The organism is Pseudomonas sp. EA_5y_Pfl2_R50 (assembly GCF_963970475.1).
Lineage (GTDB): Bacteria > Pseudomonadota > Gammaproteobacteria > Pseudomonadales > Pseudomonadaceae > Aquipseudomonas.
This window is the reverse complement of record NZ_CAXAPT010000002.1, coordinates 458,370-473,560: the sequence shown is the minus strand read 5'-3', so window position 1 is coordinate 473,560 and position 15,191 is coordinate 458,370. Positions and strand designations below refer to the sequence as shown.

Here is a 15,191-nt window from a genome sequence, read left to right as displayed (position 1 = left end):
CACACCGTCGCTCCCACAATTGGCTCATGTGCCAAAGCTCTGATTTGGTGCATTAAAAAATCTTCACGCACCAAAACCTTCCATATTTGCGCAGCTTCTTGAAACATCCACCCCAATCCGACAGGGATTTCCTACATCCCGTCCAATTGGCAAGGCCCTTGCTCTAGCCTGAGTATTGTCCATAGCTGGAAGCTTTCCGATGCTGGTGATTCACCGCAGAACCGACCCTCAACCCGTCTGGGCCGCCGAATTGCACCTGAACTTCGAAGCGCGCAGCAAGAGCCGTTTGCGCTGTTTCAGTGCCGAGGGTGAAGACGTCGGGTTGTTTTTGGAGCGCGGTCAGCCACCGCTGTATGACGGCGAATGCCTGCAGGCCGAGGACGGTCGCGTCGTGCGAGTCTGTGCCCGTCCTGAGCAATTGCTGCACGTCACCTGCGCCAACGCGTTTGAGCTGACTCGCGCGGCTTATCACCTGGGCAATCGCCACGTCGCCCTGCAGGTCGGCGATGGCTGGCTCCGCTTGCTCGATGATTACGTGCTCAAGGCCATGCTCGAACAACTCGGCGCCCACGTTGAAGCCGTTGAAGCGCCGTTCCAGCCGGAACACGGCGCCTATGGCGGCGGCCACCATCATTCACGCCACGGCGATGAAGACTTCAACTACGCGCCAAAACTCCATCAGTTCGGCGTGCGCCTGTGAACCCGGCCTGGGCGCTGCTGCGCCTGGCCAGTCCGCAATTGCCGATTGGCGGCTACAGCTATTCACAAGGCCTGGAAATGGCGGTGGATAACGGGCGCGTGCACAACCCGGACAGCGCCCGGCGCTGGATCAGCGATCAGTTGTTGCTCAATCTTTCGCGTTTTGAAGCGCCGCTGTTGCTCGCCCACTGCCAGGCAGCCGCCGATGAACAATGGGCCGAGCTGCTTAGCCTCTGCGAAAGCCATCGCGCCAGCCGCGAAACCCGCGAGTTGCATCTGGAGAGCCGGCAGATGGGCTATTCGTTGCAGCAACTGCTCAACGGTTTGCCGGAACTTGATGCGCCCGCCCGAAGCTTTCTCGAACAATGCAGCGAACCGCACCTGGCCCTGTGCTGGGCGCTGGCCGCTCGCGCGTGGCGCATCAGCCCGCAGGATGCCCTCGCCGCATGGCTGTGGAGCTGGCTGGAAAACCAGTTGGCCGTATTGATGAAAACCTTGCCGCTGGGCCAGCAAGCGGCGCAGCGCCTGACCAGCGAACTGCTGCCACTGCTGCAACAGGCGCAGCAGGACGCCACCCGAATCAATCCCGAACACATGGGCAGCGCAGCGTTTGGTCTGTCACTGGCGTGCATGGCCCATGAGCGCCAGTACAGCCGCCTCTTCCGCTCCTAGGAGAAACAACCATGAACACACAACCTCTGCGCGTCGGCATCGGCGGCCCGGTCGGTTCCGGCAAAACCGCGTTGACCCTGGCCCTGTGCCTGGCGCTGCGCGAGCGCTACAACCTCGCCGTGGTTACCAACGACATTTACACCCGCGAAGATGCCGATTTTCTGGTGCGCAACGAAGCCCTCGCGCCGGAGCGGATCATCGGCGTGGAGACCGGCGGTTGCCCGCACACGGCAATCCGCGAAGACGCCTCGATCAACCTTGAAGCGGTCGATCAACTGAACCGGCGCTTTGCGGGGCTCGATCTGATTCTGGTGGAGTCCGGCGGCGACAACCTCTCGGCGACCTTCAGCCCGGAACTGTCCGACCTGACCATCTACGTGATCGACGTCTCGGCCGGCGACAAGCTGCCGCGCAAGGGCGGGCCGGGGATCTGCAAGTCCGATCTGCTGGTGATCAACAAGATCGATCTGGCACCACTGGTGGGCGCCTCGCTGGAAATGATGGACAGCGACACCAAACGCATGCGCAACGGCAAGCCGTTCGTCTTCAGCAATCAGAAAACCGGTCAGGGCCTGGAAGACATCATCGCCTTCATCGAACGCCAGGGTCTGCTGACCGCAGCCTGATTTACTCATCAACAAGGAAGCTTATTCATGACACTCAAACGCATGCTTGGCGCGGTTGCGCTTCTAATGACACCGGCGCTGGCCTTCGCTCACCCCGGCCACGGCGACAGCGGTTTGATCGCCGGTATCAGCCATCCGATTGGCGGCCTCGACCATTTGCTGGCGATGGTGGCGGTCGGGTTGTGGGCCGCGCAGCAGCAAGGCGCAGCGCGCTGGGCACTGCCGTGCACGTTCGTCGGCACCATGCTGATTGGCGGCCTGCTCGGTTTTGAAGGGCTGGGGCTGCCGGCGCTGGAAAGCGGAATTGCCGCGTCGGTGCTGGCGTTGGGTCTGGCGGTGGCGCTGGCGGTGCGTCCGCCGTTGGTGATGGCGGTGGCCGCGACGGCGCTGTTTGCGTTGTTCCACGGCGTGGCGCATGGCCTGGAACTGCCAGACATGAGCAGTCCTTGGGCGTATGCGGTCGGGTTTGTTGCAGCGACGGCTGCGCTGCATGCCGCCGGTTATGCCGTGGTGCGTTTCTTGCCTCAGGCTGCCGCACCGTTGGTGCGTTTGGCGGGTGCGGCATCGGCGGTGACCGGTGCCTGGTTGCTGGCGGGTTGATCTCTATTGTTTGAAAGGGCCTCTTCGCGAGCAAGCCCGCTCCCACATTTGAACGCATTTGTTCTGATGGAACCGGTTCACCTTGTGGGAGCGGGCTTGCTCGCGAAACCGGACTGACAGACACCGCCTCTCTCAAGCGGTGCTCTCTGCTACCATGTCGCGCAATCGCCCCAGCCCGTGACGACGTCCGCCCATGCCCCACGCTTCCCGCTCCGCCTGCCTGCCTGAATTGACCGCCCTGTTCCGCGATGTGCAACAGCACTTCGTCAACGTGATCGTGCCCCTCTGGCAAGGCCCGGGCTGGAACGCCGACATGGCGCTGCCCTATGAAGCGCTGGACGCCGCGCATCAGCCTTTGCCTGCGCAGCGCTATCGGGCGATGGCCTGCGCACGGCAGTTGTACCTGTTTTCCGGTCTGATCGGGGTTGTGGATAACGCTGATGTTCGTGCAGCGACGTTGTTCCGGTCCCTGCAACGGCACTTCCACGATGCCGAGCATGGCGGCTGGTTCTACAGCATCGATGCCCAAGGCAAGCCGCTGGATGAGCGCAAGGATCTTTACACCCACGCATTCATCCTGTTCGCCTGTGCGCATTATTGGGCAAAGTCTCGCGACTCCCTGGTGGAATCGACGTTGAATGCCGCGCTGGAAATCATCGGGCGCCGCTTCGCCACCGGTGATGGCTTGTACGAAGCCTGCCTGCAGCGCGACTGGATCACGCTGCAAACCGGTCCGTTGCAAAATCCTTTGATGCACCTGGCTGAAGCCTTCCTCGCCACGCTGGCCGTGCGGGAAGACGCCGACACGCAAAAGGCGCTGCTCCACTTATGCACAGCCATGCACAGGCACTTTGTTGACCCGCAACATGGCGTGTTGATGGAGAAACCGCTCGGCTCTGTGGATAACTGGTACGAGCCGGGGCATCAGTTCGAGTGGTATTTCCTGCTGCAATCGTCCGCGCTGTTGCGTGGTTCGAAACTGCATACGGCGCTGGACCGTGCGTTTGCGTTCACCGAACAATACGGCGTGCTGCAGTCTTGCGGCGCGGTGCGCGCGATGCTCGATCTGGAAACCGATGGACGCCCGAGAGATTCGACCCAGCGAATCTGGGCGCAGGCGGAATACCTGCGCGCGCTGACCTTGCGTCAGGGCAGTGAAGCGGTGGTGCTGCGCCAATTGCAGGCGTTGCAGCAGCGGTTTCTGTATGCCGGCGGCTGGCATGAGTGCCGGGATGAGCTGGGTGAAGTCAGTCGCAAGGACATGCCGTCGACCACGCCGTATCACCTTGCAACCTGCTACCACGGCCTGGCTGAATATCTTCGCTGACCGTTACCGCTTTCGCGAGCAAGCCCGCTCCCACGGGGGAATGCATTCCAAATGGAGGAGCGGGCTTGCTCGCGAAGGGCCTCAGCGCGGTGTTACGCCTTGTTTCGCTCAATGGCAAAACCGGCCCAGGTCTGGCTCACCGGCATCAATTCCAGGCTGTTGATATTGATGTGCGCCGGCGCATTCATCACCCAGAAAATCGTCTCGGCGATATCCTGCGGCTGGATCGGCTCGGCACCGGCGTAGGTCGCGTTGTAACGCTCCTGATCGCCAGCGAAACGCACCAGCGAGAACTCGCTTTCGCACAGCCCCGGCTCGATGTTGCTGACCCGCACGCCAGTGCCCTGCAAGTCGCAACGCAGGTTCAGCGAAAACTGCTTAACGAACGCCTTGGTCGCGCCGTACACATGGCTACCGGGATACGGATAGTTGCCGGCGATGGAGCCGAGGTTGACGATGCCGGCGCCACGACCGTGGGCGATCAGACGCGGCAGCAGCAAGCGCGTGGCGTACATCAGGCCTTTGACGTTGGTGTCGACCATGGTGTCCCAATCGTCCAGGTCGCATTTCGGCGCGGGGTCCACGCCCAGCGCCAGACCCGCGTTGTTGATCAGGCCACGCAGCTTGGCGAACGATGGCGGCAGATTGGCAATCGCCTCTTCCATCGCCTTGCGATCACGCACGTCGAGCACCAGACCGTGTACTTCGGTTTGCTGCGACAACTCGGCGCACAGCGCGTTAAGGCGTTCTTCACGACGACCGGTCAGCACCAGTTTCCAGCCATCGGCGGCAAAACGGCGGGCGCAGGCTTCACCAAAACCGGACGTCGCGCCGGTAATAAACAGGGTGTTGGACATCGTGTTCTCCTTGCTTCGGCCACCGCGGCAGCCCTTGGAATAGAAAATCAGCAGGCAGCATGCCCGCCTGCGCATTCACGGGCAACACCCACAAGATGTTCAAAAAACAATCAACCTCAGCAACGCCATAGCCACCGTGGCCTGTAGCCATGTGCGCGCATGTTATCCACAGCCCCTTCCACAGTTTCCGGGGGCAACTGGAAACGCCCAAACCCGCGCCACACAAGGCTTTGCGGGGGAAATAGAAAGTTTTTTGCTTGACCCTGAAGCCGCGAATGTGCGGGAGATGGCATTTTGCACGATTGCCCGGTCAGCACAGTGATCGCGCGAGGCCAGTCATTACGGCCCTTAGCGAAGTCTTTCCAGAGTTTAATCACAGACTTATCCACAGCCTTGCCAGGCATTGATTGCCGCGCTGCCCGGCTCTACAAAAAGGTTGACAACGACCACTTCCAGCTCTGCAAAAATGCCTGATCAAAAAACAACCATGCACTTGCAGACCACGTTCTACAAGGCCTTCAGCCAGATACACCCACGTTATTCACAGCCAGCTCCACAGCAAACGGGGACAAGTCGAAACTGTGGAAAAACAGCCATTTGCAGCGTCTATATGTCGCGCTTTGGCAGCTTGGGGAATTTGTTTTCCACAATTATGGAATCTGGCGCTCCCACAGGGGATTTGTGTTGGATTTGAGATATGAAAAAGCCCCGGGACTTGCGTCGCCGGGGCTGTGTATAACATTCAAAGAATCAGTGCCCGCCCAGATAGGCGTTACGCACCTCCTCGTTCACCAACAATTCCTGACCGGTGCCGCTCAGGCGAATCTCGCCGTTGACCATCACATACGCACGATCCGACAGTTTCAACGCATGGTTGGCGTTCTGCTCGACGAGGAAGATGGTCATCCCGGTTTTCGCCAGTTCGCGCAGGGTCGCAAAGATCTGTTTCACCACAATCGGTGCCAGGCCCAGGCTCGGCTCATCGAGCAGCAACAACTTTGGCCGGCTCATCAATGCGCGGGCAATGGCGAGCATTTGCTGCTCACCGCCGGACATGGTCATCGCCCGCTGGGTGCGGCGCTCTTCCAGTCGCGGAAACAACTCGAACATGCGCTGCATATCCTCTTTGGCGTACTTGTCGCCAATCGGGATGGTGCCCATCAGCAGGTTTTCCTCAACGGTCATGTCGGGGAATACCCGCCGTCCTTCCGGCGACTGCGCAATGCCGTTGGAGGCGATGTAGTGCGATGACTTGTGGGTAATGTCGACGCCCTGATAAAGAATCTGCCCGCCTGCCGCCCTTGGCTGACCGAAGATCGACATCAGCAGCGTCGACTTGCCGGCGCCGTTGGAACCGATCAGGCTGACGGTTTCGCCTTCGTTGATCTGCAGCGAAACCCCTTTGAGCGCCTGGATCGGTCCGTAGAACACGTCGAGGTCTTTGAGTTCGAGGATCGGCTGCGTCATACCAGCTCCTCTTCGTCGGCGCCCAGGTAGGCGGCAATCACTTTCGGGTCGTTGCGAATCGCTTCAGGCCCGCCCTCGGCGATCACGATGCCGTGGTCCAGCACCACGATGTGGTCGGAAATGCTCATAACCATGCCCATGTCGTGTTCGATCAGCACCACGGTCAGATCGTGCTCGTCGCGCAGCAGCCGGATCATCGCGCTCAGCGCTTCGGTTTCCTGAGGATTGAGGCCGGCGGCCGGTTCGTCGAGGCAGATGATCTGCGGCCGCGTGCACATGGCCCGGGCGATTTCCAGGCGACGCTGTTGACCGTAGGAGAGTTCACCGGCGAGACGGTTGGCGCAGTCGACCAGATCGACCACTTCCAGCCAGTAGAACGCGCAGTCCATCGCTTCGCTTTCAGCCTTGCGATAGCCCTTGGTGTTAAGGATGCCGGCGAGCATGTTGCGATTGACCCACATGTGCTGGGCCACCAGCAGGTTTTCCAGTACCGACATTTCCTTGAACAGGCGAATGTTCTGGAACGTGCGCGCGAGGCCCGCACGGTTCACCAGATGGGTGCCGCCGAACATTTTGTAGTACATGCGGCTGAGAAAAGATTTCGGCGAAACGAAGTCGGTCGGTTTGAACGACTCGCCGAGCAACTGGATGACGTTGGTCTGCTGGCCGCGCACGTTCAGTTCGATCTTGCCGCCGGTGGCCTTGTAGAACCCGGTCAGGCAATTGAACACCGTGGTCTTGCCGGCACCGTTGGGACCGATCAGCGCGAAGATCGAGTTGCGCTTGACCTTCAGGCTGACATCGCTCAAAGCCTTGATGCCACCGAAATGCATCATCAGTTTTTCAACAGAGAGTACGACTTCACTCATGGCGCAGTCCTCTCGTAGTGAATGGCACCTTTGCGTGGAGTGACCCCGGTACGGCTGATGCGGATCAGCCCGCGCGGTCGCCAGATCATCATCAACACCATCAAGATGCCGAACAGCAGCACGCGATATTCAGCGAAGCCGCGCAGCAATTCCGGTGCAACGGTCAGCACGAACGCGGCAATCACCACACCGATGGTCGAGCCCATGCCGCCGAGCACAACGATGGCGAGGATCAGCGCCGACTCGAAGAAGGTGAACGAGGTCGGGTTGACGAAGCCTTGATAGGTGGCGAAGAACACACCCGCCAGCCCCGCCGTCGAAGCACCGATGGTGAACGCCGAGAGTTTGACCAGTACGTGGTTGAGGCCCATCGAGCGGCAGGCGATTTCATCTTCCCGCAGGGCTTCCCAGGCGCGGCCGACCGGCATCTTCACCAGACGATGCTTGATGTACAGCACGGCCAGTACCACCAGGAACAGAACCGCATAGATGAAGTAATACTTCACATCCGGGTTGTAGGCGATGCCGAAGAACTCATGGAACGGCACTCCGCCATCCTTCGCCCGCTTGCCGAACTCCAGACCGAAGAACGTTGGCAGCGGCGCCGGCATGCCGTTCGGGCCGCCGGTCAGGGACAGCCAGTTGTTGAGAACCAGGCGAATGATTTCACCGAACCCCAGCGTCACGATGGCCAGATAGTCGCCGTGCAGACGCAGCACCGGGAAACCGAGGATGCAACCTGCCAGGCCAGCCATGATCGCCGCCAGTGGCAGCACGGTCCAGAAGCCCAGACCGAGATACTGGTAGCCGAGCGCCAGACCGTAGGCACCGATGGCGTAGAACGCCACATAGCCAAGGTCGAGCAGACCGGCCAGACCGACCACGATGTTCAAACCCAGCCCCAGCAGCACGTAGATCAATCCGAGGATGACCACGCCGAGCAGGTAGGAGTTGGAAACAAACGGCACGATGACGGCCAGCACAATCAGCAGCGGGATGATCCAGCGCAGGCGTGACTTGTGATCGGCAGGCAGCACATGCACACCGGAACCGGTGCTCTCGAATCCGTCGAGAATGTTCAGGCCCTTGGGTGTTTGCAGGAACAGGCTGAGGGCAAAGCGACCGGCCATGACGATACCGATGATCCAAGCCACACGAGTCGTTTCGAGGTTGAAGCTGTAACCGTCGAGGACGACGCCGACAATCGGCCCGAATACGATCAGGGCAATCAGGCCGGCCAGAACCGCCTCAACCAGGCTTTTTTTGATATCGATGTTTTTTTGAGTGGTTGAAGACATCGCTTACACCTTCGACACAAGAGGACGGCCCAACAGGCCCTGCGGCCGGAAGACCAGAACAAGTACGAGCAGCGAGAAGCTGAACACGTCTTTGTAGTCGGAGTTGACCAGACCGGAGAACAGCGACTCGGAAATGCCGAGGATGATCCCGCCGAGCATTGCACCGGGCAATGAACCGATCCCGCCGAGTACCGCAGCGGTAAAGGCCTTGATGCCGATGATGAAGCCGGCATAGAAGTCGAAGGTGCCGTAGTTCATGGTGATCAGCACGCCGGCCAGCGCCGCCATGGCTGCACCGATGATGAACACATAGGAAATGACCCGATCGGTGTTGATGCCGAGGATCGAAGCCATCTTGCGGTCTTGTTGTGTGGCACGGCACATGCGTCCGAGCTTGGTGTACTTGATCACGTAGGTCAGCAGCCCCATGCCGACGAATGCGGCCACCAGAATGAAGACTTTGGTGTAGGTCAGTTGCACGAAGCCTGTGCCGATCTCGACACGCCATGCACCGCTCAGCAGGGTAGGCACGCCCTGTTGTTTGGCGCCTTGAGCGATCTGTGCGTAGTTTTGCAGGATCAGAGAGATACCGATGGCGCTGATCAGCGGTGCCAGTCGGGTGGAGTTGCGCAGGGGTTTGTAAGCGACTCGCTCGATGACCCAGCCGTACACCGCCGTGACGACGATGGTGAAAATCAGCGTGCCGAGCATCAGCAGCGGGAAGGATTCAATACCAAAGTAAGCCAGCAGAGCGAGACTGATTGCCGCCAGGTAAGCGGAAATCATGTAAACCTCGCCATGGGCGAAGTTGATCATGCCGATGATGCCGTAGACCATTGTGTAGCCGATGGCGATCAGGCCATAGACCGACCCGAGGGTCAGGCCGTTGACCAGTTGCTGCAGGAAAATACCATCCATAACGCAATCTCACGCAGTGAGAACCTGCACACCTGTGATGTGCGGCTCTTCTAGGAAAAATACAGATTTACGTCGGAGCAACGTCAGAGCGCGAACAGTTCGAACACCACAGGACCTTGTGGGAGCTGGCTTGCCAGCGATAGCGGTAGAGCATTCAACACAGTTGTCGACTGTCAGCTCGTCATCGCGGGCAAGCCCGCTCCCACAGGGATTTGCGCAGTTCAAAGGGTCGCGTCAGCCCTTACTTCTGTTTTTCCAGCTGGTGATATTTGCCGTCCTTGTCCCACTGGTAAACCACGTAGTCGGAGACTTTCAGGTCGCCTTTGGCGTCCCAGGCTTTTTCGCCCATCACGGTTTTCACCGGGTTGGCCTTCAGCCACTTGGCAGCGGCTTCGCCGTCGTTTTTCTTCGCGCCGTTGAAAGCAGCCGCCAGGGCCTGCACCGAAGCGTAGGCATACAGGGTGTAACCCTCAGGCTCGGTACCGGCCTTGCGGAAAGCGTCTACCACGGCCTTGCTGTCTGGCAGCATGCGAGGGTCAGCGCCAAAGGTCATCAATACGCCGTCGACGAATTGCGGACCGCCGGCAGTGGTCACCAGTTCGTCGGTCACAATGCCGTCATCGGACATGAACTTGACGTCTTTCAGGCCTTGTTCACGCAATTGGCGAACCAGCGGGCCGGCTTCCGGGTGCAGGCCGCCGAAGTAGACGACGTCGGCACCGGCGCCACGGATCTTGGTGACGATGGTGCTGAAGTCTTTTTCGCCACGGGTCAGGCCTTCGTACAGCACCGGCTTCACGCCGCGCTTTTCAAGCTGTGCCTTGGTAGCATCCGCCAGGCCTTGGCCATAGGTGTCCTTGTCGTGCAGCACGACGACTTTCTTGCCCTTGAGCACGTCAACGATGTAGTCGCCGGCCACGATGCCTTGCTGGTCATCCCGCCCGCACATACGGAACATGGCGCTGAGGCCACGCTCGGTGACCTGCGGGTTGGTCGAACCCGGGGTGATCGCGATGATCCCGGCTTCGTCGTAGATTTCCGACGCTGGAATGGTCGAAGATGAGCAGAAGTGACCGACCACACCGGCAACTTTCTGGTTGGTGAGGTCCTTGGCGACCGTCACGGCCTGCTTCGGTTCGCAGGCGTCATCGCCCTTGACCAGTACGATTTTCTCCCCGTTGACGCCGCCAGCCGCGTTGACCGCGTCCGCCGCCGCCTGTGCCCCCTTCATGTACTGCTCGCCAAATGCCGCGTTGGCGCCCGTCATTGGACCCGCTACGCCGATTTTGACATCAGCCTGAGCAAACGCAGAAACACCCAACGCAGTAGCCACTGCGAGGGCCAGAAAGCCTTTCTTGTAAAACGTCTGGGACATGAGGTGGTGCTCCAAGGTTTTTTTAGTTGGCACTGCGACTTCACTTCACTGAATGCTCAGAGCAAGGGCCGTGCCATCGGTTTTTTATTCTTCAAAAAGTCGCTGCTTTCTTGTTATTTCGACTGTTTCGTTCCCATTTTCATTGGGCGTGCAACCGTCTAAACCGCGGAAGGTGAAACCATTTATTTTTTCAGGCGCAACCCGCTTGCGCCATCATTGCAACCGCGGCACCAAACGACGTGCAACCAGCCTGTAACAGCTCGCGTCACCGAACTGCACACTGCTGGTGCGGGACTGCTACAACCCGCACCATTACAGGCTAGTCGCTGCTTCGAAAAGCGCCGCTTCTGGCAACATATTTCAACACTCAAATGACAATGCGCAGGCACTGGCCCGCGTGATACAGCGAGAACCCGGCCTCGTAAAGGCAACTGCGCAAGCCCACGCCAGCCAAGGGCTGCATCGGTGCAAAAGGAATCGGCAGTGCCTCGGGATTGCCGTCACACAAGTAATCGGCGAAGGCTTTGCCGACCACCGTTCCGGTGGTGACGCCCCGGCCGTTGTAGCCAGTGACGGCGACCAGTCCCGGAGCGGGTTCGAACAAACGCATGAGGTGGTCGGGGGTGAACGCAATGCGCCCGGTCCAGGTGCATTCCCATTCAACCGGCTTCAGATTGGGGAAGTAATGCTGCTGCACGCGGTCGGCCCAGGCTTTGAGAAACCAGGCTGGCTTTTGATTGCCGTTGCCAAGGCTACCGAGCAATAACCGTCCTTCTTTATCGCGGCGGATGCTGCTCAACACTTGTCGGGTATCCCACGAGCCCTGACCGCCCGGGAGGATTTCCTGCGCGGCGTCTTCGGTCAGCGGCACCGAAGCGACCTGATAGTAATAACCGGGGAAGAAATTGCGCTTGAGCGCTGTCCAGTCGCCTTCGGTGTAGGCGTTGGAGGCAATGACCACTTGCTCGGCGAGCACCGCGCCGTGCTCGGTCTGCACCGACCAGTTCGAACCCTGGCGCTCAAGACGCGTGACCGGCGAATGGTCGAACATCTGCCCGCCGAGACCGGTTACGGCGTTGGCCAAACCGCTGACGTAAGCCATTGGATTGAGTGTGCCGGCACGACGATCAAGCAGTGCGGCGGCGATTTTTTGCGTGCCCGTAGCGTGTTCGCAAGCCTTGCCGGTTAATAACTCGACCGGCGCTCCGCGGCGCTTCCATTGTTGTTCACGACTGCGCAGATCCGCCTCGCCCTTGGCGTTGTGCGCCATGTGCAGCGTACCTTCGCGGCGCAACTGGCAATCAATGTTGTATTTGTCCACAAGGCTGAACACCAGCGCCGGCGCTGCCCCGAGCATGCGGTTGAGCTGACTGCCAACCGCTTCGCCGAAACCGGCTTCGATCTCGTCCGGTGGAATCCACATGCCGGCGTTGACCAGCCCGACGTTGCGCCCGGAACCACCGTGCCCCGCGCGATGAGCTTCCAGCACGCAGACGCTTTTGCCTTTTTCCAACAGATGCAGCGCCGCCGACAACCCGGTGAACCCGGCACCGATCACGCAGACATCGACGTTGACTTCGCCCTTGAGCGCGGTGTTATCGGGCCTTTGCGGCGTGAGTTTTTCCCACAGACATTCTTCGCGTAACGGCATTGCCAAGCTCCTGTCGGAGCAACTGCAAGCTTTAAGCTACAAGCAGCAAGCCGATCTGCTTGTAGCTTGGGGCTTGAGGCTCGCGGCTGCTTAATCGAATGTGATGCCCTGCGCCAGCGGCAGCTCCAGCGAGTAGTTCACGGTGTTGGTCTGGCGGCGCATGTACGCGCGCCACGCATCCGAGCCCGATTCCCGACCGCCACCGGTTTCCTTTTCGCCACCAAACGCGCCGCCAATCTCGGCACCGCTCGGGCCGATGTTGACGTTGGCGATACCGCAGTCGCTGCCGACCGCCGACATGAATTGCTCGGCCTCGCGCACATCAGTGGTGAAGATGCACGATGACAAACCTTGCGGCACCGCATTGTTCAGGCGCAGCGCTTCCTGGAAATCGCTGTAGCCGACCACGTAGAGAATCGGCGCGAAGGTTTCGCTGCAGACAACATCGCTCTGTTCCGGCATTTCAACAATCGCCGGCGATACGTAGTAGGCGTTGGGGAACTGATCTTCCAGTTGGCGCTTGCCGCCAAACACCCGGCCGCCCTCGCTCAACGCCTGCTCCAGCGCATCCTGCATGTTGTCGAAGCTGTGCTTGTCGATCAGTGGGCCGACCAGGTTACCCTCCAGCGGGTTGCCGATGCGCACTTTCGAGTACGCGGCTTTCAGGCGAGTGACGATTTCTTCTTTCACCGACTCATGAGCGATCAGACGGCGCAGCGTGGTGCAGCGCTGGCCGGCCGTGCCGACGGCGCTGAACAGAATCGCGCGCACCGCCATGTCGAGGTCAGCACTCGGGCCGAGGATCATCGCGTTGTTGCCGCCCAGCTCAAGAATGCTGCGGGCGAAACGCGCGGCGACTTTCGGCGCCACCTCGCGGCCCATGCGTGTGCTGCCGGTGGCGCTGATCAGCGCGACACGTGGGTCATCGACCAGCGCTTCGCCAGCGTCGCGACCACCGATAATCACTTGGCAAAGGTTCGCTGGCGCATCGGTAAAATTCTTCACCACACGATCAAACAATGCCTGGCAGGCCAGTGCGGTCAGCGGGGTTTTCTCCGACGGCTTCCACACCACCGGGTTGCCGCAGACCAGGGCCAGCGTGGTATTCCATGCCCACACCGCAACGGGGAAATTGAACGCACTGATCACGCCGACCACGCCCAGCGGATGCCAGGTTTCACGCATGTGGTGGCCCGGACGCTCGGAGGCGATGGTCAAACCGTACAGTTGACGGGACAGGCCGACTGCGAAGTCGCAGATGTCGATCATTTCCTGTACTTCACCCAGACCTTCCTGGGTGATCTTGCCCGCCTCCCACGAAACCAGTTCGCCGAGATCAGCCTTGTACTCACGCAACACTTCGCCGAACTGGCGCACCAGCTCACCGCGACGCGGGGCTGGCACCTTGCGCCATTGCTCGAACGCATGATCTGCGCGACTGATGTGCTGCTCGACTTCGGCCGGGCCCTCCCAACTGACGGCGGCAATGCGGCTGCCGTCGATGGGCGAATGCACCGGCACTTTGCCGTTCTGATAAAGGGCCGGGCTCACACCTAGACGATCAAGCAATGCGGCAACCATGGGTCACTCCTCAAGCAAAAAACTGAATGTGTGCGGACGCTTTTTCGCGACCGGGCAGGCCTTTAGTTGTAGCGTCACAATGGCCAGGCAACAAACGACCTTTACGCGAGATATCATTCCGTTTATTCATGCTGCGCACAGAAAGACCAGAAAAGGATTGGCCATGCTGAACAAACGCCACTTGCCCTCGATTACCGCGTTGCAGTGCTTCGAGGCCGTCACCCGACACCTCAGTTTCACCCGCGCCGCCGAGGAGCTGAACCTGACCCAGAGCGCAGTCAGCAAGCAGGTCGCGCAGCTTGAAGAGTTATTGCAGCACTTGTTGTTCCGCCGCGTGCGTCGACGTTTGCAGATGACCCCGGCCGGGGATTTGTACTTGGTTGAAGTAAGAAAAATCCTCACGCAGGTGGAAATGTCGACTCATTACCTGCGCTCCTATGGTGGCGAGACCGAAGTCTTACGCGTTTCTACCCCGTCGACCTTCGGCGCCCGTTGGCTGGTGCCAAGGCTGAAGGGCTGGCGCTTGCGTCATCCCTCTATTCATCTGGATTTATGCAACGAACAGGAGGCGGATGATCTGCTGCAAGGGCGCAGCGATCTGGCGTTCTATTTCGGTCAGGGCTCGCGGCCCGGCACTGAATGCCTGAAGCTGTTCGGCGAAGAACTGGTGCCGGTGTGCGCGCCGGGCAGTCTGCCAACCACACCGTTCAACGATCCGACGCAACTGACCGATCTGGTCCTGCTGCAAAATGCCTCGCGCCCGCAGGCGTGGCACGACTGGTTCGACAGTCAGGGCTACCAGACCGAACACAGCTATCACGGGCCACGTTTCGAAACCTTTTATATGTGCATCCGCGCCGCGCAAGTTGGCTGCGGCGTGGCGCTGTTGCCACGGTTTCTGGTGGAAGAGGAATTGGCCGACGGCAAACTGGTCATTCCCTGGCAGCATGCAATGCCGAGCAACGATGCCTATTACCTCGCCTACCCCGAGCACGCGGCGGAAGTGCCGAAGGTGCGCGACTTCGTAAAATGGATGCTGGAGCAGATCGACAATCCCTGACCTGACGTCAATTCAGGATTATCCACACCCTCTGTGGGAGGGGGCTTGCTCGCGAAGACGGTGCATCAGCCACATTTGAATTGACTGACTCACCGCCTTCGCGAGCAGGCTCGCTCCCACAAGGGTTCTGCGGCGATTGAAAAAATTGCTGGCAATCTTCGTCGTTGATATGCGCCACTAGCGCCATTGAT

At 59.9% G+C, this 15,191-nt stretch carries 14 protein-coding genes; 6 read left to right on the top strand and 8 right to left on the bottom strand.

Annotation, left to right across the window (positions count from 1 at the left end):
- Nucleotides 1–199: 199 nt before the first annotated feature.
- The 5 genes from ureE to AACY19_RS05305 all read left to right on the top strand — a co-directional run bounded on the left by ureE (nucleotide 200) and on the right by AACY19_RS05305 (nucleotide 3,924).
- Nucleotides 200–700 (top strand): urease accessory protein UreE, encoded by a 501-nt coding sequence (gene ureE / locus AACY19_RS05325; protein ID WP_339448645.1) that lies wholly within the window; start codon nucleotides 200–202, stop codon nucleotides 698–700.
- Nucleotides 697–1,371 (top strand): urease accessory protein UreF, encoded by a 675-nt coding sequence (locus AACY19_RS05320; RefSeq protein WP_339448643.1) that lies wholly within the window; start codon nucleotides 697–699, stop codon nucleotides 1,369–1,371. The genes ureE and AACY19_RS05320 overlap by 4 nt, the downstream gene beginning before the upstream one ends.
- Before the next feature lie 11 nt (nucleotides 1,372–1,382).
- Complete coding sequence (ureG, locus tag AACY19_RS05315) at nucleotides 1,383–1,997, top strand: urease accessory protein UreG (RefSeq protein ID WP_339448641.1); 615 nt, start codon at nucleotides 1,383–1,385, stop codon at nucleotides 1,995–1,997.
- A gap of 27 nt (nucleotides 1,998–2,024) precedes the next feature.
- Nucleotides 2,025–2,597: a HupE/UreJ family protein gene (locus tag AACY19_RS05310; RefSeq protein ID WP_339448639.1), complete on the top strand. Its 573-nt coding sequence runs from the start codon at nucleotides 2,025–2,027 to the stop codon at nucleotides 2,595–2,597.
- Between the two features lie 193 nt (nucleotides 2,598–2,790).
- Complete coding sequence (locus AACY19_RS05305; protein WP_339448638.1) at nucleotides 2,791–3,924, top strand: AGE family epimerase/isomerase; 1,134 nt, start codon at nucleotides 2,791–2,793, stop codon at nucleotides 3,922–3,924.
- A gap of 92 nt (nucleotides 3,925–4,016) precedes the next feature.
- Here AACY19_RS05305 and AACY19_RS05300 read toward each other — a convergent pair whose 3' ends face one another.
- From AACY19_RS05300 to amaB, 8 genes are all read right to left on the bottom strand, one after another.
- Nucleotides 4,017–4,781, bottom strand: coding sequence for an SDR family oxidoreductase (locus tag AACY19_RS05300; RefSeq protein WP_339448637.1), 765 nt, complete (start codon nucleotides 4,779–4,781; stop codon nucleotides 4,017–4,019).
- Nucleotides 4,782–5,531: 750 nt separating this feature from the next.
- Nucleotides 5,532–6,248, bottom strand: a complete 717-nt coding sequence (locus AACY19_RS05295; protein WP_339448635.1) for an ABC transporter ATP-binding protein — start codon at nucleotides 6,246–6,248, stop codon at nucleotides 5,532–5,534.
- Nucleotides 6,245–7,117 carry an ABC transporter ATP-binding protein gene (locus AACY19_RS05290; RefSeq protein WP_339448633.1) on the bottom strand — a complete coding sequence of 291 codons (873 nt, stop codon included), beginning with the start codon at nucleotides 7,115–7,117 and terminating at the stop codon, nucleotides 6,245–6,247. Before AACY19_RS05290 ends, AACY19_RS05295 begins: the two co-directional genes overlap by 4 nt.
- Nucleotides 7,114–8,415 (bottom strand): high-affinity branched-chain amino acid ABC transporter permease LivM, encoded by a 1,302-nt coding sequence (livM, locus tag AACY19_RS05285; RefSeq protein WP_339448631.1) that lies wholly within the window; start codon nucleotides 8,413–8,415, stop codon nucleotides 7,114–7,116. Before livM ends, AACY19_RS05290 begins: the two co-directional genes overlap by 4 nt.
- A 3-nt stretch (nucleotides 8,416–8,418) precedes the next feature.
- Entirely contained in the window at nucleotides 8,419–9,333 is a 915-nt protein-coding gene (locus AACY19_RS05280; RefSeq protein WP_095047314.1) for an ABC transporter permease subunit, read from the bottom strand.
- Between the two features lie 241 nt (nucleotides 9,334–9,574).
- Nucleotides 9,575–10,708, bottom strand: a complete 1,134-nt coding sequence (locus AACY19_RS05275; protein WP_339448625.1) for an ABC transporter substrate-binding protein — start codon at nucleotides 10,706–10,708, stop codon at nucleotides 9,575–9,577.
- Between the two features lie 367 nt (nucleotides 10,709–11,075).
- Nucleotides 11,076–12,359, bottom strand: coding sequence for an L-pipecolate oxidase (gene amaA / locus AACY19_RS05270; RefSeq protein ID WP_339448623.1), 1,284 nt, complete (start codon nucleotides 12,357–12,359; stop codon nucleotides 11,076–11,078).
- A gap of 90 nt (nucleotides 12,360–12,449) precedes the next feature.
- Nucleotides 12,450–13,940: an L-piperidine-6-carboxylate dehydrogenase gene (gene amaB / locus AACY19_RS05265; protein WP_339448621.1), complete on the bottom strand. Its 1,491-nt coding sequence runs from the start codon at nucleotides 13,938–13,940 to the stop codon at nucleotides 12,450–12,452.
- A gap of 163 nt (nucleotides 13,941–14,103) precedes the next feature.
- On the opposite strand from amaB, the gene AACY19_RS05260 reads away from it, so the two are divergent.
- Nucleotides 14,104–15,000, top strand: a complete 897-nt coding sequence (locus AACY19_RS05260; RefSeq protein WP_339448619.1) for a LysR family transcriptional regulator — start codon at nucleotides 14,104–14,106, stop codon at nucleotides 14,998–15,000.
- Nucleotides 15,001–15,191 lie beyond the last annotated feature (191 nt).